Genomic DNA, 22,953 nt, shown 5'->3' with positions numbered 1-22,953 from the left:
GTGATAGCGGACCGGACGCACATTGCGACGACATCACAGGTAGCGCATTATTCGTCCAGCACGGTGGCGGAAGCCTGAAATTCGGTGTGCGCCATGCGGTATCCGGCACCAGCTAGGGAGCCGGTAGAGCTTCAGCGGAGGCAGCAATGGTCGACTCACTATTCGCGGACGTATCCGAATACCAGGTGCCGGTGGACGATTCCTACCCGTACCAGATCTTCTCGCTCCGTTCGAACGACGGCACCTACCAGGACCACAACTTCTACGAGAACTACGCGTGGGCCGCCGAGGCCGCCGACGTCGGGCGGATCTCCTGCTTCATCGTCTACCTCTACTGGCGGCCGAACTGGCTCGACACCGTCGACACGCACCGGGCCATGATCGGCCAGGCCGGCGGCCCGCATCCGAAGATGATCTCCATGGTCGACGTGGAATCCGGCGGCAATCCCGGCGGTGACCAGTCCGACGGGATCAACCGCGCCTACTGGCGGCTGGTCGACTGGCTCGGCTCGACCCAGCGGGTGATCGGCTACGCCAACCGGTCCGATTTCAACAGCATGTGGCGGGTCCGCCCGGACGGGCTGAGGGTGATCGCGGCCGGCTACGGCAGCAACCCCAACCTGCCCGGTCAGATCGCCCATCAATACACCGACGGTCGCGGCTACGGCGGCGGCTTGCCCGAGGGCGCGCCACCGTTCGGCAACTGCGACATGAACTCGGCCGACGGGTATTCGCCCGAAGACTTCGCCGACGCGTGCGGCGTCGGCGACGTCGCGCCGGATCCGGTCGCCGACATGTGGGTCGACTTCATGGGCATCGGCGGCAATGGCTGGCCGCAACTGGCCGGTCACACCCTCGTCGACGGCGTCGCCTCGGTCGGCCACAAGCTAGGTATCCCGGGATTCTCGGTCCCGCCGGGCCCCACTCAGGTGCCACTGCCGCGTGACACCGACGCCCGCATTCGGTCGGAGTGGATCCAACTGCGTGGCGCCCGCGGCGACGGCTGGCCGCAATGCGGTGGTCTGTCCGTCGTCGACGCCATCGCGGCCATCGGCCAGAAACTCGGCATCGATGGCTTCGAACCGCCCACCCGATAGCCCTCCGATCGGAGCGACATGACCACCATCCCCAGCACGAACGGCCACTTCTACGTCGTCACCGAATGCGTGTCACAGGACGAGGCGGCCGCCACCGCCGATGCCGCGGGCGGCACCCTGGCGCACCTGACCTCCGGCAACCTCGCCGACGTGCATTTCCCCGCCGGTGCGTTCGACAGCATCAAGACCTGTGACAAGCCGCAGTCGGGGCCGATCGCCTGGTTCGGCACCTACAACGGCGGGGTCCCCGAAGGCACCGTTTACATCATTGCTCTCGCTACCGGACAGGTCATGAATGTCTCGGCGCATCGCGCCGCGGCCTGGACCGGACTCGTCCTGTCCGAGCCGCAATAAGCGGTTATGTAGCGTTTACCGCTATGGCGGCACCTGAGCACACCGGTCCGACTGCGGGTATTCGGCAGTTGGCCGCGGCGTGCCGGGCGGAGATTCCGTTGCTGACCCGGCGGCTGATCTCGGCGATCTTCACCGATATCCCGGAGTGGACCGACTACTCGCCGGTCAGCCGGGAGGAACTGCGCAACGGATGCCGCAGCTATCTGACGCGGGTGCTGGATCTGCTGGCCGGGGACGTGAGCGTGCCCGATCGCGATGATGTCGCGGCGGCCATCGGCCGCAACCGGGCGGCGCAGGGTGTGCCGCTGGAGGTGATGCTGCGGACCTTCCGGCTCGGCGGTCAGATCGTCTGGGAGGCGCTGCTCGACGGGGCCGACGACCTCGCGCCCGGCGAGTTCCGGGAGATCGGCGTGGCCACCTGGTCGGTCATCGACGGCATGTCCTCGGCGCTGGTCACCTCCTATCGCAACACCGAACTGGAACAGGTGCGCCGGGACGAGCGGCGCAGGCACGGGCTGATCGAGGATCTGCTGGCCGGCCGCGCGCACGACGCGACCTTCGCGGCACGGGCGGCGCGCGAGCTGAATCTGCCCGCGCACGGCGCCTACCTGGTGGTGGCGGTGCGCGGTATCCGTCCGGTCATGCAGCTCGGTACCGAAACGGCGTTGGCGGCCTTGGGGATTCGCTCGGTCTGGCATGACCGGGTGGATTCCACGGTCGGGCTGGTCTCGCTGGAGCAGCGGGACAGTTCCGTTGTGCTGCAACAGATCCGGTCCCGCGTGCTGGGGCAGGCGGCGGCGTCGCCGTCGGTGCCGGGACTGGCGCAGATCGATACCGCGCACGCACTCGCCATGCTCGCGCTGGAGACGTTGCCAACGGCGACAAAGGGTTTGGTGCTACTGGAGGAGCGCTACCCGGAGGCGCTGCTGCTGCGCTCGTCCGATCTGACCGAGCTGATGGTGGCCCGCACGCTCGGGCCGGTGCTGGCATTGCCCGTCAAGGAACGCGACGTCCTGCTGCAGACGCTGGCCGCGTGGCTGGCCGAGAATTGTTCGGCCGCCAACGCCGCGCCGCGGCTGCACTGCCATCGCAACACAGTGATCAATCGGCTGCAGCGGATCTCGACGTTGCTCGGCCGTTCGTTGGAGGGGCAACGCTCCTACCTGGAACTTTCTTTGGCGCTGGCCGCGCTGGAACTCGGCGTGCCCGCATCGGACTGAGCGGATCCGGTCTACTTCTCATTGGGCGCTGCGCCCATTTTTGAACCCCGATTTCTGGGCTTTCGGCAGATTGTTTGTGCAATTCCGGCCAGCAAGACTCATCAGAACGACCCACGCCACAACCGGGACGGGTCGCAATCGTCGAGATGAGGAGCACCACGAGTGCCGGAATTCGATCTACTGGTGATCGGCGGCGGACCGGGCGGCTATGTGGCCGCCATCCGGGCCGCGCAGCGCGGTCTCCAGGTCGGCTTGGTGGAGAAGGAACGTCCGGGCGGGGTCTGCCTGAACTGGGGCTGCATCCCGACGAAGGCGATGCTCCGCTCCGCGGAGGTCTTCCACACCCTCGCCGCCGCAGCTGAATTCGGTGTTTACGCCGACAACGTGCGCTACGACTTCGCCGCCGTGCGGCAGCGTAAGGACGGCATCGTCAAGGAGCTCACCGACGGTGTCGCGGGCCTGTTGAAGGCCAACGGGGTGACGGTGATCGAGGGACATGCCCGGTTCACCGAGTCGACCACGGTCGAGGTGCACGAGACCGGCGCGTCGCCGATCTTCGAGGGCGGCCCCCGTTATGCCGCCGCGCCGGGCGCCGCCGTGCGCCAGGTGAGCGCGCGGGACGTGATCGTCGCGACCGGTTCGGTGCCCGCGCGGCTGCCGATTCCGGGCGCGGATCTGCCCGGTGTGGTCACTTCGGACGGCGCGTTCGGGCTGACCGAGGTGCCGAAGCGGCTGGTGGTCATCGGCGGCAGCGCGGTCGGGGCGGAATGGGCCAGCCTGTTCGCCACGTTCGGCAGCCAGGTCACCGTCGTGGAGATGCAGGACAGCCTGGTTCCGTTGGAGGACAAGGAGATCGGCGCGGCGCTGGGACGGTCCTTCCGCAAGCGCGGCATCGAGGTACTGACCGGAGCCACCGTCACCGCCATCGCGCAGGGGGACGGGCTGCGGGTATCGGTGGGTGGTCCCAAGGAGCGGGAGCTCGACGCCGATGTGGTGCTGGTCGGCGTCGGCCGACGGCCCAACACCGCCGACCTCGGCCTGGACGTCGCCGGAATCGGCACGGACACACGCGGTTTCATCGAGGTCGACGACCAGTTGCGGACCGGGGTCGAGCACGTGTACGCCATCGGTGATGTGACCGGGCGGGCGCTGCTTGCGCACGTCGCCTCGCACCAGGGCATCACCGCGGCCGATGTGATCGCCGGACACGACGCGCACATCGACTACACGGTGATCCCGGCCGCCACCTTCACCCACCCGGAGATCGCGAGCGTCGGTCTGACCGAAGAGGCCGCCCGCGCGGCCGGGCACGAGGTGATCACCGCCAAGTTCCCGTTCGCGGCGCTGGGGCGGGCCAAGACGTTCGGCGACACCGAGGGCATCATGAAGATCGTTGCCGGGCAACAGCATCGGGAGGTGCTCGGCGTGCACATCATCGGCCCGTCGGCCAGCGATCTGATCACCGAAGGCGCGCTGGCGATCTCGCTGGAGGCGACACTCGACGAACTGGCCGACACCATTCACGCCCACCCCACCCTCGGCGAGATCGGCATGGAGACGGCGCTGGCCGGGCTCGGGCTGCCGGTACACATCGCGCCGCGCAAGAAGCGTTGAGGATCCGCTGATGACAACGACCACCGCACCGCGCAAGAGCACCCGTAAGCCCGCGAAGGCTGTCGAGCCCGTCGCCGAATCCGCTTTCGCGGCAGCCGATCCCGACACTCTGCGCGGTCTCTATCACGACATGCTGTTCGTCCGGCGTTTCGAGGAGCGCACCGCGCAGAGCTACCAGCAAGCCAAGATCGGCGGTTACTGCCACCTCAATCTCGGTGAGGAAGCCACGGTCGTCGGCCTCGGCGCGGCCATGCGCCCCACCGACTACCTGTTCACCAACTACCGCGAACACGGTTACGCGCTGGCCAAGGGCATCGAACCGGGCCGGGTGATGGCCGAGCTCTACGGCCGCTCCACCGGCACGTCGAAGGGCTGGGGCGGGTCGATGCACATGTACGACACCGCGACCCGCCTGCTCGGCGGTTACGCCATTGTGGGCGGCCAGGTTCCGCTCGCCGTCGGCGCGGCGCTGGCCATCGACTACCGCGGCGGCGACGAGGTGGTGGTGTGCCAGATGGGGGAGGGCACCACGAACATCGGCGCGTTCCACGAGTCGCTCAATATCGCGGCGCTGTGGCGGCTGCCGGTGGTGTTCCTGGTGATCAACAATCAGACCGGCATGGGCACCACGGTCGAAAAGTCCTCGGCCGAACCGGATCTGTGGAAGCGCGCCGCCGCCTACCGGATGCGCGGTGAGCGGGTGGACGGCACCGATGTGCTCGCGGTGCGCGATATGGCGAGCGAACTCATCGAAGCCGCTCGGCGCGAAGGGAAACCGGCGCTGCTGGAGGCGGTGAGCTACCGGCTCAAGGGGCATTCGGTGGTGGACCCGGCCAAGTACCGCAGCAACGATGCGGTGTCCACGGCGCGCGAGCACGATCCGATTGTGCTGTGGCAGAACCGATTGCTGGACGCCGGGGTGCTGACCGAGCATTCGGTGGCCGACATCGAGCGCGAGGTGGCCGAAAGTGTCGCCGCCGCAGTCGAATTCGCCGATTCGAGCCCGCATCCCGACCCGTCGAGTCTGTTCGACTACAACTACGCCACCCCGGTGCCCGGCGATTCCCGTCGCCTGCCCGCCGATCCGCTCTTCACCGCCTGAGGACCCCAACTGTGCTCACCCACCCCGCCGGCTCCGCCGGCAGCCGTCCCCCTGTGCTTGCCCACCCCGCCGGCTCCGCCGGCAGCCGTCCCCCTGTGCTTGCCCACCCCGCCGACTTCGTCGGCTGCCGTCCCCCTGTGCTTGCCCACCCCGCCGACTTCGTCGGCTGCCGTCCCCCTGCGCCTGTCATGACCTACCGCGAAGCGCTGCGCGAAACCCTGCGCGAGGAGATGCGGCGCGACGACGACGTCTTCCTGATCGGGGAAGAGATCGGCGTCTTCGAAGGCTCCTACAAGATCACCGCCGGCCTGCTCGCCGAGTTCGGCGAGAAGCGGGTGCGCGACACCCCGATCGCCGAGGAGGGTTTCGTCGGCGCGGCCATCGGTGCCGCCATGCTCGGCCTGCGGCCGGTCGTGGAGATCATGACGATCAACTTCTCGCTGCTCGCGCTGGACCAGATCGTCAATCACGCCGCCAAGATCTACGGCATGTTCGGCGGGCAGACGTGCGTGCCCATGGTCATCCGGATGCCCGGCGGTGGCGGCCAGCAGCTCGGTGCGACGCATTCGCAGAACATCGAGTTGTACTACGCGTTCGTGCCCGGTTTGAAAGTTGTGGCGCCGAGTACGCCCGCCGATGCGCGGGCGTTGCTGAAGGCCGCGATCGAGGATGACGATCCGGTGGTGTTTCTGGAGAATCTCTCCCTCTACAACACCAAGGGTGAAGTGCCCGAGGATCTTCCGCCCGCCGAGATCGGCAAGGCGGCGGTCACTCGGGAGGGTACCGACATCACGTTGATCAGCTACTCGCGCATGGCCACCGTTGCCACGCAGGTGGCCGAACGTCTTGCTGGCGAGGGTATTTCGGCCGAAGTGATCGATCTGCGTAGCCTGCGGCCGTTGGATCGCGACACCATCGTGGCGTCCGTCCGCAAGACGGGGTGCGCGGTGATCGGTGAGGACGATTGGCTCACCTACGGTATCGGTGCGGAGGTCGCGGCCTCCATCTCCGACGGGGCGTTCGACTATCTCGACGCGCCGGTTCGCCGCGTTGCCATGGCGGAGGTTCCGCTGCCGTACGCCAAGCCGCTGGAGCGGCTCGCGCTGCCGTCGGCCGATTCGCTCTACACCGCCGCGGTGGAAACTCTTGCGGCCGTGGGCCGTCGGCGCTGAGAACCGGGAACTGAGGACACAATGCCTGAAATCACTATGCCCCGGCTCTCCGACACCATGGAGGACGGCGTCGTCTCGGCCTGGCTGAAGCAGGTCGGCGACCAGATCACCCGCGGCGAGGTTGTTGCCGAGATCGAGACCGACAAGGCGCTGATGGAGCTCGAGGCGTACGAGGACGGGGTGCTCGAGCAGATTCTCGCGCAGCCGGGTACGCGTATTCCGATCGGTGAGGCGATCGCGATTGTTGGAGACGGTAGTGGGGCCAGTGCGGCTAGTGCTGTGCCGCAACCGAGTCCGGCCAGCTCCGGTTCGCCTGCCGCTGAGGTGACGGCATCCGCCAGCTCCGTCCCGGCCTCGGAAGCATCTGGGATGCAACCTGATTCGGTGCAGGTGGACTCGGACGCGCAGCCGGGCGAGCGGAAGAAGTCATCGCCGCTTGCGCGCAAGATCGCGCGCGAGTTGGGTGTCGATCTCGCTGTTGTCGTTGGTACCGGCCCCGGTGGTCGGATCACACGGCAGGACGTAGAGGCGGCCCATCGCGATACCGCCTCGGCACCTGCGACCTCGGCGCCTGTGTCCTCCACGCCAGCGGACTCGGCATCCGCGACTCCCGCATCCGCGACTCCCGCATCCGCGATCCCCGCATCCGCGACTTTCGCATCCACGGGCTCCGCTTCGACCGTGAGTGTCTCTGCTGCCCAGGGCATCCCGGCGTCCAGCGACTACGAGGAGATCCCGCTCACGAACATCCAGCGGGTCTCCGCGACCCGCCTCACCGAGAGCAAGCAGCAGGCCCCGCACATCTATCTGACCAGTGCGATCGACGTAACCGACCTGCTCGCCTTCCGTGCGCAGATCAACGAAACGCTGGCGGCGGCAGGCGCGGGCAAGGTCAGCGTGAACGACCTGCTCGTCAAAGCGGTCGCCAGCACCCTGCGCAAGGAACCCTCGGTCAACGTCAGTTTCGCTGGCGACAAGCTGCTGCGGCACAACGGAATCCACCTCGGCATCGCGGTCGCGACCCCGGCCGGTCTGCTCGTCCCGGTGATCCGCGACGCCGACCGCAAGAGCGTCTCCGAGATCGCGGCCGACAGCCGTGACAAGGCGACGCGTGCCCGCGACCGCAAACTCCGCGCCGAAGAGATGTCCGGCGGCACCTTCACCATCTCCAACCTCGGCATGTTCGGCATCGAGCACTTCACCGCCGTCATCAACCCGCCCGAGTCCGCGATCCTCGCCGTCGGCGCCGCCACCGACGAACTCCGCCTCGACAACGGCGACGTGGTCACCCGAAAGATCCTGCGCGTCACCCTGTCCGCGGACCATCGCGCCATCGACGGCGCAGTCGCCGCCCAGTTCCTCGCACACCTGAAGGAGCTGCTCGAACACCCGCTGCGCATCGTCACTTAGGGCGTCGGACCTCGGATATCGAAGGGCGTGCGGGTCGGGCGAACTGGTCGAGATAAACCAGACCGTGCGGTCCGTCGCCGACCGATTCAGTGGCGGTCACCGTCACCTCGCGGGTCTCGGCGGATGCCGCGCAGGTAGATGGTGACCAGGCGGCGGCAGGTGGCGTCCCATTCCGGGTCGGTGGGGCGAGGCTGGGCGACCAAGGCGCCGAAAGCGATGATGTCGTCGGGGGTGGTGTCCGGGCGCAGTGTCCCATCGGCGATGCCTTGGTCGATGATCCGTTGCACGTGCTGGTAGATCTGTTCGCGAAGGGCGGCGGTCTCGGGGGCGGTGACCGGTGGTCCGCCGTGTAGCGGCAGGACGAGTTCGTTGCGTTGGCGGATGGCGGCCTCGACGAACAGTTCGAGGCGGTCGGCCGGAGTCGTGCCTTCGCGTTCGGCCGCTTCGGCATTGGCGAGCACCTGTTCGAAGGAACGGTGGGTCAGGTGGCTCAGTAGGTCTTCGCGGGTGGGGAAATGTCGGTAGAGGGTGCCGATTCCGACGCCGGCGTCGGCGGCGATGGTCGCCATCGGCACGCGCAGACCTTCGCGATGAAACGCGCTGGTCGCGGCGCGGACCAGTTCTTGCTGGTTGTGTAGCGCGTCACGGCGCAAGTCGCGAGCGTTCATCCTGCTATTGAACTCGCTCGGGCACGGGATCGAGGGAACTCGCCTACACTGAATCGGATGAAATCGTCCGCTTATCTGGATGGAGTCATGCGTTGCGTGAGCTCGGTCCGCTTATGGAGGCGCCATGACGAAACCGACGGTAGTCCCGGCCGATGATCCGACCCGCACGCTCACCATCGCCCGGCCCGATCAGGACGAGAGCCTGCCGCACATCGGTCTGGTGGGCGACACCTACACCATCCTGATCAGCGGCAACCAGACGAACGGCCAATACACACTCATCGATATGTTCGTGCCGCCCGGCGGCGGTCCGCCGCCGCACCGCCACGACTTCGAGGAGATGTTCTCGGTGTTGGAAGGCGAGATCGAGGTGACCTTCCGCGGCGAGACATCGACGGCGCGAGCCGGCGAAACGATCAATATCCCGTCGAACGCCCCGCACTCGTTCCGCAACTCCGGCGACGGCGCTGCCCGCCTGCTGTGCATGTGCAGCCCCGCCGGACAGGACGAGTTCTTCACCCTCGTCGGCCAACCCGTGCAGCATCGAACCGATCCGCCGCCGCCACTCGATGCGGCCGCTCAGGCCGAGTTCGTCGCCAAAGCGCAGGCGCTGGCGCCACAATTCAAGACCGAACTGCTCCCGCCGCCCGGCGCTGAATAACCCACGGGTCCGAATCCCTCAGTCCGCCAGCGGAACACGATCAATCCGATGGTCCACTATGCAGCGGTCATCGGTACGAGGCGTTGGGTGAGGAGGCGGACGGATTCGGCGATGCGCGGGTCGGTGGCCGGGCGGAAGGGTTACGTTGACGATTCGGCTCGGCGTGCCGGATTCCAGTGTGGGCAGCAGCAATTCGGTCAGCAGGTAGGGTGAGAGGTGGTTGACCGCGAGGCTGGCCTCGATGCCGTCGACCGAATCCTGCCGGTCCGGGAACATCGCGCCGACGTTGTTGACCAGGACGGTCAGCGGACCGTCCGCGGCGACCTGGTCGGCGAGCGTGCGGACCGCATCGAGTGAGGCGAGGTCGGCGCTCCGGAAACGCGCGGAATATGTTGGTGTCATTGCGTTTATCCGATCGATCGCGCGGGCGCCGCGCTCGGCATCGCGTCCGACCACCGTGACCTCGAACCCGGCCCATCGAGCGCATCGCGACCGGTCCCGCGGATATCGAAGCTAGCCGGGCGTCACGTCGGTGGGGTAGGTGAGGAGTCGGCGGATGATCACTGTGGCGGCGTCGATATCGGGCGGGTCGCCGGTGATGAGTTCGCGGTAGTAGAAGGATTCGCCGAGCCGGGTGATCGCGTAGGCCAGCGTGGTGGCGTCGATGTCGGGTGGTTCGCCGATTTCCCGGCGGATGGTGTCGGCGATACCGGCGATGAACCGCTGCTGGATGACGCCGTGCTGGGAGGTCATCACCCGCAGGGCGGTGTCGGTGTGCTGGGCGACGAAGGTGCGCATGCCGTGATGTGCGGCACTGGTGTGCAGTAGGTTGCCGATCATTTCGACGACGCCGTCTACGCCGCGGCCCCGGAATTTTGGTCGCAACGTCGCGATGTTCGGTGCCGCCAAGGCCCAGACGACTTCGCCGAGGATGCGGTCGCGATCCCCGTATCGGCGATACAGCGTGGCCCGGCCGATGCCCGCTGCCTTGGCCAGGAAGCGCAGGTCGATCCAACCGTCACGTTCGAACATCGCGATCGCGACCGTGAGCAGCGGATCGTCCGGTGCGAAAGGGGCTGGCTGTTGAGACATCACCTAGTTAGTGTCTCATAGAAGTTTGGCGACAGGCTAGCGGAAGACCGCCTGGGCTGCTCTTATCCCAGTGATTAGTTATACACCCGCCTTGCAAGCGGGACACCAAGCATCTAGTGTCTCACTTATCAGAGACACGTAACTATAGGTGTCTCATCCATGGAAGGAAGGGGAAGCCGATGTCGGTGACCCAAGCGCGAATCGCGCATTACCTTGTCGCCGCGGGCGTATTTACTGCTCTGGCGTGGCAGTCGGATCTGCGGGCGTTCGCGGTGACCAATCTGGTGGTGCAACTGGTGATCTTCGTGGCGATGGCGTGTGTGCCCGCCTATCGCACCGGATTCATGACCTATGTCGACCTGGCGTGGCCGTGGGGTCTGGCGGCACTCGGCGTGTTGACGCTCGTATTCGGTGATATCAGTTCCCCGCTGACGGTGGCCGTCGCGGTGATCTATCTGGCCATGGGCGGCCGGATGGGCATCTGGGCCGTGCGGCTGATCGGTACCGGCGGACTGACCGAGGAGATGGCGCGCTACCGCTATCAGCGAAGGCGTTGGGCGCGAGCGGGTTTGCACAGTGAACGACTGTCGATACTGGTCGAGATCATGCTGCAGGGCATCGCCAACATGGGCATCCTCGCGATTCCGGCACTGCTCGCCGCCGCGAGTTCGCGTTCCCTCGGTCCGGTGGAGATCATCGCGCTGGTTGTGTGGGGACTGTTCTACGGCATGGAATCACTGGCGGATTGGCAGAAGGCCCGCTTCGGCGCGCTGAGCAAACAGCAGGGGATCCGGCGCAGCTGTGATGTCGGGCTGTGGCGATTCAGTAGGCACCCCAACTACTTCGGTCAGTGGATGCAGTGGAACGCGCTGATCCTGCTGGTGTTGCCGACGCTGCTGGACCGGCGTGCCGACACCTCGATCGTGGCGTGGATCATCACGGTGGTCGGCCTGTTCGGCATCTCCAGGGCGCTCTACACCACGCTGGTCTACTACACCGGTGCTGTTCCCGCAGAGCACTACAGCCTGAAGTCGCGCCCCGACTACGCCGGCTACCAAGCCGTCACCAGCCGATTCTTCCCGGCACCCCGTCGTCGGCTCGTGCCAACCGAACTGGTCGAGCGAGCCGACGACGAAGCGGAGCAACCGCTGCACTGATCACCGATTGCGTTGTGCCGAGCCGGAATTGCAGTGGCTTACCGGCGGCTGCGGCGGCGGAAGTTGAACGAGCGGCTTCCGGTGCCGACACCGGCCAGGTGCAGGGCAACGAGCAGTAGTCCGAGGGTGGTGAGGGTGCCTACGGTGACGGTGTCGCCGAGGGTGGTTTTGGTCAGATCGAAGAGCAGAGCGAGCGCGAACGAGACGGCGGCAGCTATCGCCAACATGGTGAAACCTCCTGATAGTGCACCGGAGGTACCCCGTTGTCGTGAAAGCAACCGTGTCTTATCAATTCCAGATTCGGCGTTGCTGGGCGAACGGGTCGGATTCGAGATGGCTTTGGTCGGACCAGATCATCGTCTGCCGCTTGTCCAGCGTGTAGCGGGGCCAATTCGGCCCGGGGGCAGCGTCTTTGATGAAGCTGACCCAGGCCGCGTGCATGGCGTCGGCCAGCGCCTGTGGCGGCGCGGCACCTTCGGCCTCGGTGACGCCGGGCGCGCGCAGCAGGTCGAAGGCGAACGGTAGGTCGAGGCAGTGCGCGGCCATTCCGTTGAACATGGGAGCCGTTGAGGTCCAGACGAATTCGTAGAGCCAGGTGGGCTGGTTCAGCCGGGCGCGCGCCTCGGCGACCTGGTAGGAGGGGCCGCGAATGATGGTGTCGCTGATGGCCTGTCCGGCAAGTTCGGTGGCGTCCGCGCCGGGATAGGCGGCGCGGTAGGTGTCCAGGTCGACGCCGTTCCCGGCTTGCGCGATCGGGCTGGCGGCCGCCGCGCCCGGGTTCTGTGCCAGCATCGTTGCCGCCATGTTGAACTCGTGCCGGGTGAAGCCGAGCATCAGTGGAATATCGCCGCCTGCCTTGTTTTTCAGCATTGCGGGCGTCGCTTCGGGGATCAGCTTGCCGTCGGCGAACGGTGCCAGGCCGAGCATCGGCACGGTCTCGCTGCCCGGCCCAGGTGCTTGGAGCTTGTCCTGCATATCGAGCACGGTGTTCTCGGGCAGGGCGCGCAGTGCGGCGGCGGTCGCGGGCACACCGGTGCGCCGGGTGAACAGGTCGGCCACGGCGAGCCCTGCGGCAAGGTCGTTCGGCTGGGTTACCGCGCCCGAGGCGCAGATTCCGGCGCGGAACAGCCCGCGCGCGGAGGGGGTGGCCATCAGTGCCCAGACCGCGCCGCCGCCCGCGGACTGACCGGCGACGGTGACCTTGGCGGGATCGCCACCGAACGACGCGATGTTGTCGCGGACCCACTGCAAGGCTGCGACCCAATCGAGCACGGCCCGATTGTCCGGAGCGCCTTCCAGGTGCAGGAACCCATCGATTCCGAGCCGGTAGCCGACCGAAACCACCACTACGCCATCACGATTGAATGCCGCGCCGTCATACCAGGGGCTGGCCGGACTGCCCGCGACGAACCCGCCACCGTGGATCCACACCAGCACCGGCAGGCCGCGCGCGGCCGGGTCGGGGGTGAACACGTTCACGCTAAGGATGGCGTCGCCCGGGATGCTCGGCTCCGGGATGGTCGTCACCTCGCCCATCGGCTTGCGCTGTGCGGTGGGCCCGTACGCCGTGCAGTCCAGGGTTTCGGTCCACGGTGCGGGCGGTGCTGGCGCGGCGAATCGCAGCTCACCGACCGGCGGCCGGGCGAACGGTACGCCGAGGAAGGCGATGCCGGTGTCGCGGCGTTTGCCACGGACCGGACCGTAGATCGTCCGGACGACGTCCGAGCTGGATCGCTCGGTCGAGCAGGCGGCCGCCACCGCGAGGGCACCCGCTCCGAGCAGGACCATTCGGCGCTTGATGTGCGCATTCAGCATCGCGACCTCGATTCGATTCGTGCGATCACCGGTATGTTCGCGATCCGGGCCGGAATAAGTCAATGGTTGAAAAAATTCTTGACCTGCATAGTCTCGATGGTGTGGCGATACGAGAGGCACACGATTCGGTGGCCGTGCGGCGACGCAACCTGGGTCTGGTGTTGCGGCACGTGGCCGAACACGGGCCGTGTGCGCGCACCGAGATCGCCGCGGCCACGGGACTGTCGCATGCTTCGGTCACCACGATGGTCGCCGACCTCACAGCGCGCGGATTGGTGTCCGAGGACGGCGTACTGAATCGCGGCGGGCGGGGTCGGCCGCGTCGGCTGCTCCGGATGATCCCGCAGCGCGCGTCGACCGTCGGGGTGCAGATCAGTTCCGAACAACTACGGGTGGCTGTCGCGGATCTCGCGGGCACGATTGTATGGCGCGACGCCACACTGCATTACGGCGCTGCCGGAGTGCCCGCATCGATGGCGGACGCGATCGCCGCTGCGGTGCGGCAAGCGGTAAACGCGGCACCACCCGATGCGGAGTTGGTGCGCATCGCGGTCGCGATGGCGGGACCAGTCGGCGACGACGAGGCCCAAACCGTGCTCGCCGCACCGGATTTCGGCTGGCTGCGACCAGTCCGGTTGCGTGCGCTGATCGCCGCCAGGCTCCCGGAGGTGACCTGTCCGATCGACGTGATCAACGACGCGAACGCCGCCACACTCGCCGAGTACCACGCACATCCGCGACGCCCGCGTGGCGTGGTCTACATCGCCGCGGGCACCGGCATCGGTGGTGGGGTGGTGCTGGACGGGCATATTCACACCGGCAGCCACGGCATTGCCGGTGAGCCGGGCCATATGCCCGTCGCCATCGATGGCCCGGCCTGTGTATGCGGGGCGCACGGCTGTTTGGTGTGCTACGCGGGCCCCGAGGCGGTACTCACCGCCGCCGGTCTCGGCGATGTCTTGCGGCGCAACGGACTCGGGCCCGCCGCCGACCTGCTCGTCGAGGCCCTCGAACGCCGCGACGCGCAAGCACTCGCGGCAGTCGACATTGCCGGCCGGGCATTGGGCACCGCGATACTCTCGATTACCTCGCTGCTCGATCTCGACGAGATAATCCTGGGAGGTGCACTGGCGCAATGGTTTCCATGGCTGGATCCGGTGATCCGACACCAGTTCTCCGGCCGACGCGCACTGGTGCCCACGGCGGAACCAGACGTCACCCGAGCACTGCTCGGCGCGGACGCAGCCTTGCTCGGCGTCATCGAATTCGCCCGCCGAGCAGCACTTTCCGACCCCGCCACCGTGCCCCGCCGACACTCGATCGTACAGTCCTGATGGCTCTTGTCATGGACACCCGGGCGGGCTAGCCACCGCTACGAGGCCGCCCGCAAAGCCCGCGAAAAGGGCTGGATCTAGCCCGTCTTTGTCCGCTGTCGAGCATTCAGCGGACAGCGCGGCGGGTAACCGCCGTATATCGTCAGCGCAACGATCGATCGACGGGCGCGCCTGCTTTTTTCGCGGTGTGATGTTCGCCGATCTGGGCTGAGAGGGTGGGGCAGGGTGGGCGACGAGTCGCGCGATGGGGAGTTCGTATTGGCGTGGGCGGAATCGGTTTCGTTGGCGGCGATGCAGATCGCGATGATACAGGCGGATCTGGTGGCGACGCGGTCGGAGAACGACATCGTGGTGAAGGAGAAGGCTCGCGATGAGGCGGTGTCGGGGCTGCGTGCGATGCTGGCTGAGGACGAAAGCAGCATGGCGGGTTCGCAATTCGTTCGGGAGTTGATTGTGCTGGTCGAGTCCGATGTGGCGGAGTCGGTTGCGGAACGCATCGCAGATCACGGCTGGCAGACGTTGCAGGAGTTCGTCTCGCGCAGGAGCTCGTTGCTGATGATGGTTGACCTCGTGCTCTTCGATCCTTGGCCGGACAAGGCTCATTGGCATGCGCAGACTCGCCAAGAGTCGTTGCGCGCGTTGGTTTCATGTTTGCCTGAGGCGGGCGAATCCGATCTTGCGGCGATGCTCACCGAGCAAAGGGCTCTTGTTCGTCGGCTGCGCCGCAAGAACATTCGCTGGGGGCGAGTGGCGGTGGCGGGAGTGGTCGGGCTCGGTGTCGGAGTCGCCACGGCCGGCTGGGCCGCGCCGATCATCGGCACGGCGATCGGCACGGCCGCAGGGCTTTCCGGTGCGGCGGCGACCTCGGCCGGACTGGCCACTCTTGGTGGAGGGTCGCTCGCCGCGGGCGGATTCGGCGTCGCCGGTGGCACCGCGCTGGTGACCAGCCTCGGCGGTATCGCGAGTGCCGGGGTCGCGGCGACCGGTGCGCGGTGGACGCCATGGACGGCAGGGCAGGTCGTGATGGGGGCGATGCGGCTGGACCTGATCAACCGGGTTGTTCTCGCCGAAGAGACCGACAAGGACGAGATGCGGCGCCGGGTGGTGCTGGCGCTGCAGCAGCGCTTGGAGGAAGTGATCGCGGATCGTGCGGTACTGATCGCCAGGATCCGACGGCTCAATGCCGACAAGGCTCGACTTTCGGCCGAGAACCGTCGGTTGCGTGACGAACTCCGACAGCAGAGCCAACAGGCTGAAATATCCGCCGCCGCAATCGAAGTCGTGCTCGACCGTATCCCGGAGTCGGCGGACAGCTGACATGGACAACTCCGACGACGCGATCGATCGCAATCTCGACACCATCAGCAGGCGACTGGCCGAACTCGAGGCTGCCACCGAGCGGGCCCTCGTCGACGATGACCCCGATCTGCCGGTCGTTGCCGCCGCCCCGCCATCGACCTCGTATTCGGAGATGACGGAGCTGAACGATCGTATTCGACTCACTCGCGGCTGGTCCGAGACCGATCTCGACGCCGCGCTGACACCGGCGCAGCGCGCGCAGTTCGAGCAATGGCAAGCACGGCAGCGCATTGCCTGGGATCGTGACGACCTCGTGGCAGTCGGCATCGCCGGTCTCGTCGGAGCCCTCGCGGTGTGGTTCGACGCAACGGCTGATCACGCCGTCACCGAAACATTCACCTCGATCGGGCGCACTAAACGGATGCGGATATGGGAACGCGCGGGAAAACGTTTGGCGATCGACTACACCGGGCCCGGATTCGGCGGCCGGGCCCATCGTGTCCGATCAGCCGGGCACGACCTCGCGCGACCATTCGAGGCGCTGCGGCAAATCCGAAACGGCGAATTTCGAGGCGTGCGTTGGGATCACGGAGACAAAGCGGCGGTGTCGGTATCCGGACAATTCCGCAAGGTCGACTCTCCGGCCGATGCCTTGGTCCTGTGGGCCATGCACCTTGCTGCTGACCTGCTCACGCCGATGAGCCTGCCGCTGCCGGGATCGTCGCTGCTGTATGAGCTCGATAACCGTCAACTTCGGAGATTCGCGCACGCAGTTTATCTCGGTCCGTCCGCAGGCAATGGACTGAATATGCGATCAGGGATTTTGACCCCATCGCTGAGTGTCCTGGTGACCGAGGTTGTGATTCGGACACATGTGCACGCCAGGGCTTACACCGCGACCGGCAGCCCGGACCTCGACCCTCGACGCCAAACACTGCGTCAGGAACTTCTCCTTGCCGCCAACGCCCTCGTCGGCGCCGCATCGGTGGGAAAGGCGATCGCCCGATTCGTCACCCTGGACGACAAGCGTCGCTGGACCGCCGTGCGTCATGTGAATGTTCCGCAATTGCTTCGGATCGGCTGTCTAGCAGTCGAAAATGCCCACGGCATCCGTGGTCGGCTACAGTCGAACGCCGAAAGCTGGGACGAACTCGAACAATTGCTCGCTCCGGAAAGCTAGCCCGTCAGGCCGGAGAAGTCGCGGTGGGTTGTGTGGTTGCGGTCGACGCAGCTGCCTAGGGCGTGGTCGGGGTGTAGGCCTAGGTATTGGCGGCGGGTGCGGGTGCTCCAGGTGCGGGCGGCGTCGGAGCGGGTTTTGTAGAAGTTGGCGGTGTAGCCGCCTTCGTAGAGGCGCAGGAGTAGGTAGCCGCCTGGGTATTCCTTGACTGCGGCTACCTCTAGGAATTCGACGTTGATGCCGATGTTGGGGCGGCTCACGCGGTTTCGGTGGGTGTGGCCGCTGTGGTGTAGGAAGACGCCGGGGGCGTTTCGGTACAGGGTGTGTAGGGCGGCGGCGTTGGAAGGGTCTAGTACGAAGCCGGGGCCGCCTGGATTGCTCACTGCCGCATGGGAAGTCACGGGGTGGTGGCCGAAGATCAGGGTGGGGCGGTGGGGATCGGCGGCGAGGATCTCGCGCAGTCGATCTCGTTGCGGCGCAACGATGGTGCCGCCGGAGCCGGTGAGGCGGGTGGTGTCGAGGCCGATGAGGCGTAGGCCGCCGAGGTGGTATTCGACGAGTCGCTGACGGCTGTGGAAGACGGCGCCCCAGTGGTCTCGGGTTCGGCCGCGGTGGCGTTCCGGTTTGTCGTGGTTGCCGCGGCAGACGAAGTAGTCGCGGCCGAGTTCGCCCCAGGAGTCCAATCGTGCTCGTATCGCCCGTGATTGGTCGAGGGTGCCGGAGTCGGTGAGGTCGCCGGCGATGATGAGGTGGTCGGCGGCGCGGTCGGGGCGGCGTACGTCGTCGAGCAGGGCGTCCAGCATGAACTCCGGGTAGTGCAAGGTGTCGTGCCGCAAGCCGGTGGGGATGCCGCTGACGATGAGTCCGCTGGTGTGCTCGCCGTAGTGCACGTCGTTGGCGAGTGCGATGGTGCGCAACAGCCGGCCCGGCGGTGGTGTCGCGGTGGTGAAGATGCCGGTGGATTCGGGGGAGCCGGATCGCCTGGTCACCAGGGTGCGGGCGGGCACGGCGCGACGGCCGTTCGAGTAGGCCTCGAACCGGTAGACGCGCCCCGGCTCGAGGCCGTCGATCTCCGCGTAGTGATAGGCGGTGGCCCGGGAGTCGAGATAGCGGGTCCGCGCCGCGCCGAGGCCGTCGGCGGGCGCGATCCGGACCTCGGTATCGGCGGGCACCGGGCGCAAGCGTCCCGCGTTATCGCGGGCACGGGTCGTCCAGGTGAATATCGCCGAACTATCAGTCACGGTGACCAACTCGAGGTCCGAGGCGACCATCGAATCACCTTGTGCCCGAACCGAATCGGCACGTATCAGGGTGAGTCTCGGCGCTGGATAGAACGGTCTCTGCACGGTCACCGCGGCCGCGCCGGCCGCTACGTTCGCCAACCATGCGGTTCTGAGTCGTGGATCGAGCATGGGATCTCCGTCCGCCACTACCACTGTGACGGTACGGTCGGCAGTTGAACATGCCGGAGCCCGGATATGACAAAACAGCTTCCGGCAATTGCACAGTGGAAGTGGTCGCCGGACGAGATCGACCGGTCGCGGTCGCTACGCCATCCGTCGGTACCGACCTGCGGCGATCTCAAATATCAAGTGGCCCAGCCTATTCCCCGGATGAGCGCAGCACCAGCGGCAGATAGACGTCGTCGACGATCTCGATGATGACGTCATCGCCGACCGGCGTGCCGAACAACAGGAAGTGATTGCGCAGCAGATCGGTCGCCACCGTGGCCCGCCGCGAGCCAAGGACGGCCCGGTCGACCTCGCCGCGTTCGACCGCGCGCTCCAGCACGGCATGGATCGATGTCGGGCCGACCTTGTGCACCCGTTCCCGGATGAGCCTGCCGAGCTCCGGGTCGCGCGTCATCTCGGCGAGCAGGCCGCGCATGATGCCGCCGAATGGCGTGTCCATGGTGTCCGACACCTGGCGTAGCAGCGCGATCACGTCTGAGCGAAGCGAACCGGTATCGGGGACATCGACATTCGAGAGGCCGCCCACCTTGCACGCATCCATGACCAGTTCGGCGCGCCCGGGCCAGCGCCGATAAAGCACGGTCTTGCTGGTGCGCGCCCGGTTGGCGACCCGCTCCATGGTCAGTCCCTGGTAGCCAACGGCGGCAAGCTCTTCCAGCGTCGCCGTCCGGATGGCGCGCTCCAGTTCCTCGCCGCGCCGACGCGTGCCCTTGCGATATTCGTCCGTCGCGTCGACGGATTGCTGGACTTTCACTGGAAACCGGTCTCCTGAAAAACGTTGCGTCACTTGCGAAGACACCTTAACCTGAAAATAGAGTACCAAGAGTATCTTACGAACTCGAGGGGAACCGATGACTGACACTGTTGCGCCACCCCGTACCGACAACGCTCCCACCTTTCCGAGCGACCGCACCTGCCCGTACCACCTACCCGAGCAGTACACCCAACTAAGAGACGAAGAGGGTTCGCTGCGGCGGGTGACCCTCTTCGACGGCCGCCCGGCCTGGGTGGTCACCAAGCACGAGACCGCCCGCGCCCTACTCGCCGACCCGCGGCTGTCGGCCGATCGGACACACGACCACTTCCCGGCCACCTCGCCGCGTTTCCAGACCTTCCAGCAGACCCCGCCGGCCTTCATCAGCCTCGATCCGCCGGAACACGGCGCCAAGCGACGGATGCTGATCAGCGAATTCACCCTGAAACGCGTCAAGGGCATGCGCGCCGACATCGAAAAGATCGTGCACGGCTTCATCGACGACATGCTCGCCGCAGGCCCGACGGCGGACCTGGTCAGCCAGTTCGCGCTGCCGGTGCCGTCCTTGGTGATCTGCCGACTGCTCGGCGTGCCGTACGAGGACCACGAGTTGTTCCAGGACGCGAGCAGACGACTGGTGCAGTCGACGACCGCCGAGGATGCGATCGCCGCGCGCAACGAATTGGCCGTCTACCTGGACGGTCTGCTCACCAAGGCGCAGGCCGAACCGGGCCCCGGCCTGCTGTCCGCCCTGGTCACGGATCAATTGGCGCACGGTGAGATCGACCGCGACGAACTGGTGGCGACCGCGATCCTGCTGCTGGTCGCGGGCCACGAGACCACGGCGTCGATGACCTCGCTGTCGGTGATCACCCTGCTTGCGCATCCGGACCAGCACGCCGCCCTGCGCGCCGACCCCACGCTGATCCCGGGCGCGGTCGAGGAGCTGCTGCGCTACCTCGCCATCGCCGATATCGCGGGCGGCCGGTTCGCGAAGGCCGACATCGAGATCGACGGGCAGGTGATCAAGGCGGGCGAAGGTGTGCTCGTCAGCAATTCGATCGCCAACCGGGACGGTGCGGTGTTCGCCGAGCCGGACACCTTCGACGTGCACCGTTCGGCCCGCCATCACATCGCGTTCGGCTACGGCGTGCACCAGTGCCTCGGCCAGAACCTGGCCCGCCTGGAACTCGAGATAATCCTCGCGTCGCTGTTCGAGCGCATCCCGACACTGCGCCTGGCCGTGCCGGTCGATCAACTGAAACTGCGGCCCGGCAGCACCATTCAGGGCGTCAACGAACTCCCGGTGACCTGGTGACCGCGCCGAGCACGATAGGAGACCACATGCGAGTAACCGCCGACCGAAATGTCTGCATCGGCGCCGGACTCTGTGCGCTGACCGCACCCGGCGTCTTCGATCAGGACGATGACAACGGCCTGGTCAAGGTGCTCGACGCCGACCCGGATGCGGCCAGCGCGGCCGCCGTCCGCGAGGCGGCCGACATCTGCCCCTCCGGGGCCGTCGCGTTCACCGAGTAGACCGTCAGACGAAGGCGCTGAGTCCGGTGATGGCCCGGCCGACTATGAGGGTGTTCATCTCGCGAGTGCCCTCATAGGAGTAGATGGCCTCGGCGTCCGCGACGAACCGCCCGACATTGTGTTCCAGCAGAATGCCGTTGCCGCCGAGCAGTTCTCGGGCATATCCGACGGTTTCGCGCATCCGCACGGTGCACCACGCCTTGGCCAGCGAGGAGTGCCGGTCCTCGGCGCGGCCCTGGTCTTGCAGCTGGGACAGGCGGGCACACAGCGCCCAGGATGAGGTGATGTTGCCGAGCATCCGCACCAGCAGGTCTTGCACCAGTTGGAAACCCGCGATCGGGCGGCCGAACTGCTCCCGGTCCAAGGCGTAGCGCAGGGCGTTCTCGTAGGCGCCGCGGGCGCAGCCGACGGCCATCCAGGCCACGCCCGCGCGGGTCATTCGCAGCACGCTTGCGGTGTCACGGAACGAATTCGCTTGCTGCAGGCGATCTTTCTCGAGGACGCGCACGTCCGTCAGCGTGATGAGCGCGTTCTGCACCACCCGCAGCGCGATCTTGTCCTCGAGTTTCGAGGTCTCGAATCCTGGTGTGTCGTTGGCGACGACGAACCCCTTGACCTGTCCGTCGTCCAGGTCCTTGGCCCAGATGACGGTCAGGTCGCCGAAGGTGGCGTTGCCGATCCATTTCTTCTGCCCGTTGAGGATCCAGCTGTCGCCGTCGCGGCGTGCGGTGGTGCGTAGGCCACCGGAGGCTCCCGAACCGACCTCCGGTTCGGTGAGGCCGAAGGCGCCGATCCGGTCCATTCGCGCCATCTCCGGCAGGAAGCGCTGCTTCTGTTCGTCGTTGCCGCACAGGTAGATCGAGCCCATGGCCAGGCCGCCGTGCACGCCGGCGAAGGTGGCGATGGAGGGATCGGTGCGCGCGAGCTCCATGGCGACCATGCCGTCGAGGAGGAAAGATCGTCCAGGACAGCCATATCCGCGATAGGGAAGTCCCGCAAGTCCGAGATCCCGTAGCCCAGGGACGATTTCGAAGGGGAAGCTGCCACGTTGCCAGTGCCGATTTATGATCGGATCCACCTCGGTGGTCATGTACTTGCGTACCCCGTGCAGGAAGTCTTGCTCGTCGGGATCGAGCAGATCTTCGAGGGCGTAGAAGTCGGCGGTGTCGACGGGATCGGTTGTCATGGCTGATCTTTCCGGAATGTTTCGATGACGGGTGCCAGTTCGGCGGCGTTGGTGATGAGGTCGACGTGGCCGCCGTCGTGCAGGTGCAGCGTCGAATGTGGCAGCAGCCGATGCATGATGCGGGCGTTGACAATGGGAATGATGGGGTCGTCGGTGCCTGCCACGATCAGCGTCTGCTGCCGGATGAGGGGGAGGGCGAACAGGCTGGTCCATACCGAACCGGCCAGCAGTTGATGCAGGTAGCCGATCCGGGACCCGGCCATCAGCTGCCGATCCAGCAGGCGTTCGATGGTCTCGGGGTGGTTGCGTACGCTGCCGCCGTACAGTTCGGCGGCGATGCGCGCGGCATAGTGGTGGTCCAGGAATCGGCGGGGGGTCAGCATTTTCAGCAGCAGGGTCGGCCGTGCGGGCACCATCACCACGCCGGTACCGGTGGAGACCAGGATCAGGGCGCGACACCCACGCGGATACTGAAACGCGTACTGCTGGGCGAGCGCCCCGCCCCAGGACAGACCGAGGATGTCGACCTTGCCGCGGATGCCGAGCTTGCGCAGCACCAGCCGCACGGCCGCGGCGAGATAGGGAAACCCATACGGCAGCGGCGAATTCGGCGAACCGCCAGTTCCCGGTACGTCGAACCGGACCACGGTGGTCGCCGGATCGAGTTGCGCGACAAGCGGATCGAGCACTTCGAGACTGGCACCGATGCCGTTGCACAGCACCAGCGGCACCCCTTGTCCCCACCGCACCTGCACCCTGATCTGCTGGCCGAGCACCGCGAGTAGATGCTCCTCGTCGGTCGGCTCCGATGATTCGGAAGTGGTTGTCAT

22 protein-coding genes and 1 pseudogene are annotated in these 22,953 nt (G+C 66.6%); 14 read left to right on the top strand and 9 right to left on the bottom strand.

Features of this window, described 5'->3' with window-relative positions; genetic code table 11:
• Positions 1-146 precede the first annotated feature (146 nt).
• From ACIBK2_RS22110 to ACIBK2_RS22080, 7 genes are all read left to right on the top strand, one after another.
• A complete protein-coding gene (locus ACIBK2_RS22110; RefSeq protein WP_396969427.1) occupies positions 147-1,097 on the top strand; it encodes a hypothetical protein in 951 nt (316 codons plus the stop codon).
• 18 nt (positions 1,098-1,115) lie between these two features.
• A complete protein-coding gene (locus ACIBK2_RS22105) occupies positions 1,116-1,451 on the top strand; it encodes a hypothetical protein (RefSeq protein WP_396969426.1) in 336 nt (111 codons plus the stop codon).
• A gap of 23 nt (positions 1,452-1,474) precedes the next feature.
• Positions 1,475-2,671, top strand: coding sequence for a PucR family transcriptional regulator (locus ACIBK2_RS22100; RefSeq protein ID WP_396969425.1), 1,197 nt, complete (start codon positions 1,475-1,477; stop codon positions 2,669-2,671).
• A gap of 162 nt (positions 2,672-2,833) precedes the next feature.
• Entirely contained in the window at positions 2,834-4,285 is a 1,452-nt protein-coding gene (gene lpdA, locus ACIBK2_RS22095; protein ID WP_396969424.1) for a dihydrolipoyl dehydrogenase, read from the top strand.
• A 10-nt stretch (positions 4,286-4,295) separates the two neighbouring features.
• Positions 4,296-5,387, top strand: coding sequence for a pyruvate dehydrogenase (acetyl-transferring) E1 component subunit alpha (pdhA, locus tag ACIBK2_RS22090; protein ID WP_396969423.1), 1,092 nt, complete (start codon positions 4,296-4,298; stop codon positions 5,385-5,387).
• A 188-nt stretch (positions 5,388-5,575) separates the two neighbouring features.
• Positions 5,576-6,559, top strand: coding sequence for an alpha-ketoacid dehydrogenase subunit beta (locus ACIBK2_RS22085; RefSeq protein ID WP_379281517.1), 984 nt, complete (start codon positions 5,576-5,578; stop codon positions 6,557-6,559).
• A 21-nt stretch (positions 6,560-6,580) separates the two neighbouring features.
• A complete protein-coding gene (locus ACIBK2_RS22080) occupies positions 6,581-7,969 on the top strand; it encodes a dihydrolipoamide acetyltransferase family protein (RefSeq protein WP_396969422.1) in 1,389 nt (462 codons plus the stop codon).
• Between the two features lie 86 nt (positions 7,970-8,055).
• Here the strand turns inward: ACIBK2_RS22080 and ACIBK2_RS22075 are convergent, their stop codons facing one another.
• Positions 8,056-8,637 (bottom strand): TetR/AcrR family transcriptional regulator, encoded by a 582-nt coding sequence (locus ACIBK2_RS22075; protein WP_396969421.1) that lies wholly within the window; start codon positions 8,635-8,637, stop codon positions 8,056-8,058.
• 124 nt (positions 8,638-8,761) lie between these two features.
• Between ACIBK2_RS22075 and ACIBK2_RS22070 the strand changes: the two genes are divergently transcribed.
• Positions 8,762-9,298 (top strand): cupin domain-containing protein, encoded by a 537-nt coding sequence (locus ACIBK2_RS22070; protein ID WP_396969420.1) that lies wholly within the window; start codon positions 8,762-8,764, stop codon positions 9,296-9,298.
• 18 nt (positions 9,299-9,316) lie between these two features.
• On the opposite strand, the pseudogene ACIBK2_RS22065 reads toward ACIBK2_RS22070, so the two are convergent.
• Together ACIBK2_RS22065 and ACIBK2_RS22060 are read right to left on the bottom strand one after the other, a co-directional pair.
• Positions 9,317-9,760: pseudogene (locus ACIBK2_RS22065) on the bottom strand (SDR family NAD(P)-dependent oxidoreductase); the annotation flags it as partial.
• 51 nt (positions 9,761-9,811) lie between these two features.
• Entirely contained in the window at positions 9,812-10,390 is a 579-nt protein-coding gene (locus ACIBK2_RS22060) for a QsdR family transcriptional regulator (protein WP_396969931.1), read from the bottom strand.
• A gap of 179 nt (positions 10,391-10,569) precedes the next feature.
• On the opposite strand from ACIBK2_RS22060, the gene ACIBK2_RS22055 reads away from it, so the two are divergent.
• Entirely contained in the window at positions 10,570-11,547 is a 978-nt protein-coding gene (locus ACIBK2_RS22055) for a DUF1295 domain-containing protein (protein WP_396969419.1), read from the top strand.
• A gap of 38 nt (positions 11,548-11,585) precedes the next feature.
• Here the strand turns inward: ACIBK2_RS22055 and ACIBK2_RS22050 are convergent, their stop codons facing one another.
• Positions 11,586-11,774: a hypothetical protein gene (locus ACIBK2_RS22050; protein WP_396969418.1), complete on the bottom strand. Its 189-nt coding sequence runs from the start codon at positions 11,772-11,774 to the stop codon at positions 11,586-11,588.
• A 61-nt stretch (positions 11,775-11,835) separates the two neighbouring features.
• Positions 11,836-13,362, bottom strand: coding sequence for a carboxylesterase/lipase family protein (locus tag ACIBK2_RS22045; protein ID WP_396969417.1), 1,527 nt, complete (start codon positions 13,360-13,362; stop codon positions 11,836-11,838).
• Between the two features lie 101 nt (positions 13,363-13,463).
• On the opposite strand from ACIBK2_RS22045, the gene ACIBK2_RS22040 reads away from it, so the two are divergent.
• The 3 genes from ACIBK2_RS22040 (at position 13,464) to ACIBK2_RS22030 (ending at position 17,175) form a co-directional block, all read left to right on the top strand.
• Positions 13,464-14,696: an ROK family protein gene (locus ACIBK2_RS22040; protein ID WP_396969416.1), complete on the top strand. Its 1,233-nt coding sequence runs from the start codon at positions 13,464-13,466 to the stop codon at positions 14,694-14,696.
• A 225-nt stretch (positions 14,697-14,921) separates the two neighbouring features.
• The gene (locus ACIBK2_RS22035; protein ID WP_396969415.1) at positions 14,922-16,013 is read left to right on the top strand and encodes a hypothetical protein; all 1,092 of its coding nucleotides are present in this window, start codon (positions 14,922-14,924) and stop codon (positions 16,011-16,013) included.
• A gap of 1 nt (position 16,014) precedes the next feature.
• Positions 16,015-17,175: a hypothetical protein gene (locus tag ACIBK2_RS22030; protein ID WP_396969414.1), complete on the top strand. Its 1,161-nt coding sequence runs from the start codon at positions 16,015-16,017 to the stop codon at positions 17,173-17,175.
• Here ACIBK2_RS22030 and ACIBK2_RS22025 read toward each other — a convergent pair.
• Positions 17,172-18,443 carry a metallophosphoesterase family protein gene (locus ACIBK2_RS22025; RefSeq protein ID WP_396969413.1) on the bottom strand — a complete coding sequence of 424 codons (1,272 nt, stop codon included), beginning with the start codon at positions 18,441-18,443 and terminating at the stop codon, positions 17,172-17,174. The genes ACIBK2_RS22030 and ACIBK2_RS22025 overlap by 4 nt on opposite strands.
• A 331-nt stretch (positions 18,444-18,774) precedes the next feature.
• On the bottom strand, positions 18,775-19,467 hold the full coding sequence (locus tag ACIBK2_RS22020) for a TetR/AcrR family transcriptional regulator (protein ID WP_396969412.1): 693 nt from the start codon (positions 19,465-19,467) through the stop codon (positions 18,775-18,777).
• 28 nt (positions 19,468-19,495) lie between these two features.
• On the opposite strand from ACIBK2_RS22020, the gene ACIBK2_RS22015 reads away from it, so the two are divergent.
• On the top strand, positions 19,496-20,716 hold the full coding sequence (locus tag ACIBK2_RS22015) for a cytochrome P450 (RefSeq protein WP_396969411.1): 1,221 nt from the start codon (positions 19,496-19,498) through the stop codon (positions 20,714-20,716).
• Positions 20,717-20,742: 26 nt separating this feature from the next.
• Positions 20,743-20,937, top strand: coding sequence for a ferredoxin (locus tag ACIBK2_RS22010; RefSeq protein ID WP_396969410.1), 195 nt, complete (start codon positions 20,743-20,745; stop codon positions 20,935-20,937).
• Between the two features lie 4 nt (positions 20,938-20,941).
• On the opposite strand, the gene ACIBK2_RS22005 is transcribed toward ACIBK2_RS22010, so the two are convergent.
• Both ACIBK2_RS22005 and ACIBK2_RS22000 read right to left on the bottom strand, forming a co-directional pair.
• Positions 20,942-22,123: an acyl-CoA dehydrogenase family protein gene (locus tag ACIBK2_RS22005; RefSeq protein WP_396969409.1), complete on the bottom strand. Its 1,182-nt coding sequence runs from the start codon at positions 22,121-22,123 to the stop codon at positions 20,942-20,944.
• A complete protein-coding gene (locus tag ACIBK2_RS22000) occupies positions 22,120-22,953 on the bottom strand; it encodes an alpha/beta fold hydrolase (protein ID WP_396969408.1) in 834 nt (277 codons plus the stop codon). The genes ACIBK2_RS22005 and ACIBK2_RS22000 overlap by 4 nt, the downstream gene beginning before the upstream one ends.

The organism is Nocardia sp. NPDC050175 (assembly GCF_044459885.1).
Taxonomy (GTDB): Bacteria; Actinomycetota; Actinomycetes; order Mycobacteriales; family Mycobacteriaceae; genus Nocardia.
This window is presented reverse-complemented; position numbering and strand designations above follow the sequence as displayed.

Bases quoted from the DNA above. Each gene is read 5' to 3' on its own strand.
- ACIBK2_RS22110 (WP_396969427.1), top strand. From the start codon at position 147: ATGGTCGACTCACTATTCGCGGACGTATCCGAATACCAGGTGCCGGTG.
- ACIBK2_RS22105 (WP_396969426.1), top strand. From the start codon at position 1,116: ATGACCACCATCCCCAGCACGAACGGCCACTTCTACGTCGTCACCGAA.
- ACIBK2_RS22100 (WP_396969425.1), top strand. From the start codon at position 1,475: ATGGCGGCACCTGAGCACACCGGTCCGACTGCGGGTATTCGGCAGTTG.
- pdhA (WP_396969423.1), top strand. From the start codon at position 4,296: ATGACAACGACCACCGCACCGCGCAAGAGCACCCGTAAGCCCGCGAAG.
- ACIBK2_RS22085 (WP_379281517.1), top strand. From the start codon at position 5,576: ATGACCTACCGCGAAGCGCTGCGCGAAACCCTGCGCGAGGAGATGCGG.
- ACIBK2_RS22080 (WP_396969422.1), top strand. From the start codon at position 6,581: ATGCCTGAAATCACTATGCCCCGGCTCTCCGACACCATGGAGGACGGC.
- ACIBK2_RS22075 (WP_396969421.1), bottom strand. From the start codon at position 8,637: ATGAACGCTCGCGACTTGCGCCGTGACGCGCTACACAACCAGCAAGAA.
- ACIBK2_RS22070 (WP_396969420.1), top strand. From the start codon at position 8,762: ATGACGAAACCGACGGTAGTCCCGGCCGATGATCCGACCCGCACGCTC.
- ACIBK2_RS22060 (WP_396969931.1), bottom strand. From the start codon at position 10,390: ATGTCTCAACAGCCAGCCCCTTTCGCACCGGACGATCCGCTGCTCACG.
- ACIBK2_RS22055 (WP_396969419.1), top strand. From the start codon at position 10,570: ATGTCGGTGACCCAAGCGCGAATCGCGCATTACCTTGTCGCCGCGGGC.
- ACIBK2_RS22050 (WP_396969418.1), bottom strand. From the start codon at position 11,774: ATGTTGGCGATAGCTGCCGCCGTCTCGTTCGCGCTCGCTCTGCTCTTC.
- ACIBK2_RS22045 (WP_396969417.1), bottom strand. From the start codon at position 13,362: ATGCTGAATGCGCACATCAAGCGCCGAATGGTCCTGCTCGGAGCGGGT.
- ACIBK2_RS22030 (WP_396969414.1), top strand. From the start codon at position 16,015: ATGGACAACTCCGACGACGCGATCGATCGCAATCTCGACACCATCAGC.
- ACIBK2_RS22025 (WP_396969413.1), bottom strand. From the start codon at position 18,443: ATGGTCGCCTCGGACCTCGAGTTGGTCACCGTGACTGATAGTTCGGCG.
- ACIBK2_RS22015 (WP_396969411.1), top strand. From the start codon at position 19,496: ATGACTGACACTGTTGCGCCACCCCGTACCGACAACGCTCCCACCTTT.
- ACIBK2_RS22010 (WP_396969410.1), top strand. From the start codon at position 20,743: ATGCGAGTAACCGCCGACCGAAATGTCTGCATCGGCGCCGGACTCTGT.
- ACIBK2_RS22005 (WP_396969409.1), bottom strand. From the start codon at position 22,123: ATGACAACCGATCCCGTCGACACCGCCGACTTCTACGCCCTCGAAGAT.
- ACIBK2_RS22000 (WP_396969408.1), bottom strand. From the start codon at position 22,953: ATGACAACCACTTCCGAATCATCGGAGCCGACCGACGAGGAGCATCTA.